The organism is Armatimonadota bacterium (assembly GCA_020354555.1).
Classification (GTDB): domain Bacteria; phylum Armatimonadota; class Hebobacteria.
In genome coordinates, this window is sequence record CP070648.1 from 1,666,495 (window position 1) to 1,670,682 (window position 4,188).

Genomic DNA, 4,188 nt, shown 5'->3' on the forward strand with positions numbered 1-4,188 from the left:
AGGCGTGTACGAAGCAGGCTTGCCCTGCGTTCGCCATCCCTCGACTGCGCCCGATCGGGGCAGCAGGGATTCGAGGTCGAGGGCGGCGGCGCGAGTGCCGGATGTACCCGCCAACCCGAGCCCGGTGATGAGGACGAGCAAACGCAGGGCCAACTGCGTGGGGCATGGGCGCACGCGCGCCGGGTTGCCGCGATGGCACGCCCTCGACGCGAGCGTCCCGAGACGGTCTCGATGACCAGGATTGCGTGTCATGACGCGGCTCTCCCCGGGTACAGCGGTGACATTGCTCTGAGCTTCTCGACGATGGGCGGGAGCGTGTCGAGGACGAAGTCCACATCCTCGTCGGTGTTGTCGTGGCCGAGGGTGAGGCGCAGAGAGCCGTGGGCGACGTCGTGCTCCAGCCCGATGGCGAGCAGGACGTGAGAGGCCTCGAGGGAACCGGAGGTGCAGGCGGAGCCGCTGGACGCCGCGATCCCGGCCATGTCGAGATTGAGGAGCATGGATTCGCCCTCGATGTAGCGGACGCAGACGCTGGCGCTGTTGGGCAGGCGCTGCGTCGGATGCCCGGTGCGGATGATGTCGGGGATGCGCTGCTCGATGCCGTCGAGCAAGCGGTCGCGCAGAGCCGCCTGGCGCGGGCCTTCGGTGTCCATCTCGTCGAGCGCGAGCCGGGCGGCCGCCCCCAGGCCGGCGATGCCGGGGACGTTCTCCGTTCCCGAGCGCAGGCCGCGCTCGTGGCCCCCGCCGTAGATCAGCGGCGTGATGCGCACGCCCCTGCGCTTGTAGAGCGCGCCGCAGCCCTTGGGGCCGTAGAACTTATGGGCCGACAGAGACAGGAGGTCCGCATTCATCGCGGCGACGTCAATCGGGACGTGGCCAACGGTTTGCACGGCGTCGGTATGAAAGATGATGTCGCGCTCGCGGCAGACGCGCCCGATCTCGGCGACGGGCTCGATGGTGCCGATCTCGTTGTTGGCGTGCATGATGGAGATGATGATGGTGTCATCGCGGATCGCCTCGGCGACCTGCTCGGGAGTCACCAACCCGTACTGATCCACCGGCAGGTACGTCACGCGCGCGCCGCGCTTCTCCAGCGCCTGGCAGGTGTGGACGACGGCGTGATGCTCGATGGCGGTCGTGATGATGTGGCGGCCTTTGTCCTGCCGCGCGAGGAAGATGCCGAACAGGGCGGCCGTGTCGGACTCGGAGCCGCCGCTGGTGAAGATGATCTCCTCGGGGCGCGCGCCGATGAGCGCGGCGACGGCTTGGCGGGCGTAGTCAACGGCTTCCGCGGCCTCGCGGCCGGAGTCGTGGATGCTCGACGGGTTGCCGAACTTGTCGCCGAGGTACGGCAGCATTGCGTCACGCACGCTGGGGTGCACCGGCGTGGTGGCGGCGTGATCCAGATATATCCGTGTCAATGTCTCCTCCGTAACGGTTGCGGGGCGCGGCGGCCGCGAGGCGATCAGACGCCTCGTCCGTGTTTCGCCGCACCTCGGAGCCGGTCCTGTTGCGTCGGCGCTACGCGGAATGATAGCGCCGCAGGAAGCGCGTCAGCGAGACGGCGCTGGCGAAGCCGGACATGAACAGGCCGCCGACGAAGAGCAGCACGCCGCAGTCCACCAGCACGCTGAGCGGGGCGAGTGGAAACAGCGACAGCGCGGTCGTCAACGCGTGATGCGCGTAGGCGTACGCGGGCGCGAGCAAGCACAGCGCGATGATCGCCCCGACCGCGCCGTGGAACGCGCCTTCGAGCAGGAACGGCGCGGCGATGAAGGACGGCGTCGCGCCGACGAGCTGCATGATGCCGATCTCCCGGCGCCGCGCGATGAGGGTGAGCCGGATCGTGTTGTGCACGATGAGCATCGCCGCGAGCACCAGCAGCACCCCGGCGGCGGCGCTGCCGACGCCGACGATGCGCCGCACGTTGAGGAGAATCCTGATGGTCTGTTCGGCGTGAACGACTTTCTCAACGTCGTCCCACTTCTCCACGGTGCGCGCGACCTCGGACACCTGGCTCGCGTCATGGGTGCGCGCGTGAATCGCGTCGGGGAGCGGATTGGGCAGGGACTCGAAGACATCCGAGTCGCGGTCGAGGCTGTGCTGGAGATCGCGGTAGGCGTCCTCGCGGGCGACGAACCTGGTCTCCGCGACCTGGGGCAGGGCGCCGACCTTCTGCTGCAGCGCGATCGCGTCGGCGCGCGGGAGCCCGCGCTTGGCGTAGACGTACACCTCGGCCTCCCCGACGATGCTGCGCGTCCACAGGTTGACGTTGAGCAGGAACAGGCCGGCGCCGCCGACGATGGCGAGGGCGACGGCCACGGTGGAGGTCGCGGCGATGCTCATCAGGCCGTGGCGCCTGATGTTGGTCAGCGCCTGGCCGAGAGCGAACTCAATCGTACGGAGCATAGTACAGACCTCGCGGCACATCACGGACGATGCGGCCGCGATGCAGGGAGATGACGCGCTGGTTGAGGGTGTCAACGATATGTCTGTCGTGCGTCGCCATGAGGATCGTCGTGCCCCGGATATTGATGTCGCGCAAGAGCATGACGATCTCCAGCGAGGTGTCGGGGTCGAGGTTGCCGGTCGGCTCGTCGGCGAGCAGGATCGGCGGATAATTGGCGATGGCGCGGGCGATGCAGGCGCGCTGCTGCTCGCCCGCCGACAGCTCGCCGGGGAACGCATCCATCCGATGCCCGAGCCCGACCAGGCGCAGCACCTCCTCCGTGCGCCGGCGCATCTCCCGGCGCGGCACCCTCATCGCCTCCAGCGCGAACAGGATGTTCTCCGTTATCGTGCTGTCGGACAACAGGCGAAAGTCCTGGAACACGACGCCGATGCGGCGGCGCAGGTACGGCACCCTGCGCCGGGGCAACCGGCCGACGTCCGTGCCCGCGACGAGGACGCGCCCGCTGGTGGGGACGACCTCGCGGTAGATTAGCTTGAGGAACGTCGTCTTGCCCTCGCCGGTCGGCCCCACGATGAAGGCGAATTCGCCCTTGTCCACGTGGACCGCGACGTCGTGAAGGGCCTCCACGTCGTTATCGTATGCGAACGAGACGTTGTCGAAGTCAATCACGGCTGCGCCCTCATGCGCCTGCGGTGGGGCGCGGTGGGCCGCGGCGTGCGCCGCGCAGCGGAACGGCGCCCTCGCTCCCCACCACCGTCACCACAAAGGAGATTATAACCCACGCGCAGAGCGCCGACAACTGGGCACAGCGGGGGCAACGAGGTGCTTACCACGCCCGAGTGATGGTCCGGAAGATCTGCGTGGCATCGGCGAGGGCGGCCTTGGCGTCCTCCCATTCCGGGGGCAAGGGGTGGACGGCGTTCTCCTCGAGGCGCCGCGCGATATCGTTGAGGTGCTCGAGCGCTTCCTCCGCCTGCCCGCGGAGTCGCATATCCTCGCGGCGGCTGCGGTGGTAGTCGTAGAGGTAGTTGTACACCGGGAAGACGTCTCGCAGTGGAAACCAGCGGCAGCTATTGTCGCTGTGCAGCGCCTCGGCGGCGGCACGCGCCCGCTCGCGCAGCGGGGAAACGGGGCCCTGCTGCTCCCCGCGCTCCTTGTCCTTGCCGCTTCGCAGGTTGTCGGCGGCCATGACTCAGTAGTTCGCCCGATGCGCGGGAACCTCCTGCCGGTGCTCGGTCCAGCGCGACGGGAGGGCGCTGGGCCCTCCCGTCGCACAGCCGGCTATCGAGGCAAGCGGTCAACTTGCCCGCCTGCGGTGCCTACTTGATCGGTTTCTCGAAGTTGCAGCCGCGCTGGATGAACGTCGCCATCTGCCCGCGGGTGCAGATCACCGTCGGCCGGAACGTCCCGTCGCCGTACCCGCCGGTCGGCGCCTCGCCGGACGCCCAGGAAGACACGTCAGCCAGCCGCTCGATCCAGCCGTAGAAGATGTGCGTGCCGTCCACGTCCAGGCCGCCGCCGCCGCCGCCGTCCCATGCCCCGTTGGTGCCGCGCGGCACGTCGGTGAAGCTGGCGGAGCCAGGGTCGTACCACGTCTTCGCCGCGGCCTTGCACAGGAAGGTCGCCATCTGGCCCCGGGTGCACGTGGTGGCCGGGCGGTAGGTGCCGTCGCCGTATCCGCCGGTCGGCGCGGTGCCGCCCCAGGACGCGGCGTCGGCCAAGCGCTCGATGTAACCGTAGAAGATGTGGGTGCCGTCCACGTCCAGGCCGCCGCC

General features: G+C 68.9%; 6 protein-coding genes. All 6 read right to left on the reverse strand.

The window, feature by feature from the left end:
* Window positions 1-252, reverse strand: a 252-nt coding sequence (locus tag JSV65_06775) for a hypothetical protein (protein UCH36052.1), incomplete at its 3' end; no start/stop codon positions are given.
* Window positions 249-1,421 carry a cysteine desulfurase NifS gene (gene nifS / locus JSV65_06780; GenBank protein UCH36053.1) on the reverse strand — a complete coding sequence of 391 codons (1,173 nt, stop codon included), beginning with the start codon at window positions 1,419-1,421 and terminating at the stop codon, window positions 249-251. The genes JSV65_06775 and nifS, both read right to left, overlap by 4 nt.
* A gap of 100 nt (window positions 1,422-1,521) precedes the next feature.
* On the reverse strand, window positions 1,522-2,409 hold the full coding sequence (locus JSV65_06785; GenBank protein ID UCH36054.1) for an ABC transporter permease: 888 nt from the start codon (window positions 2,407-2,409) through the stop codon (window positions 1,522-1,524).
* Window positions 2,393-3,082, reverse strand: coding sequence for a cell division ATP-binding protein FtsE (ftsE, locus tag JSV65_06790; protein ID UCH36055.1), 690 nt, complete (start codon window positions 3,080-3,082; stop codon window positions 2,393-2,395). The genes JSV65_06785 and ftsE overlap by 17 nt, the downstream gene beginning before the upstream one ends.
* Before the next feature lie 157 nt (window positions 3,083-3,239).
* On the reverse strand, window positions 3,240-3,602 hold the full coding sequence (locus tag JSV65_06795; GenBank protein UCH36056.1) for a hypothetical protein: 363 nt from the start codon (window positions 3,600-3,602) through the stop codon (window positions 3,240-3,242).
* A gap of 130 nt (window positions 3,603-3,732) precedes the next feature.
* Window positions 3,733-4,188: S-layer homology domain-containing protein (locus tag JSV65_06800; protein UCH36057.1), on the reverse strand; the 456-nt coding region annotated here is incomplete at its 5' end.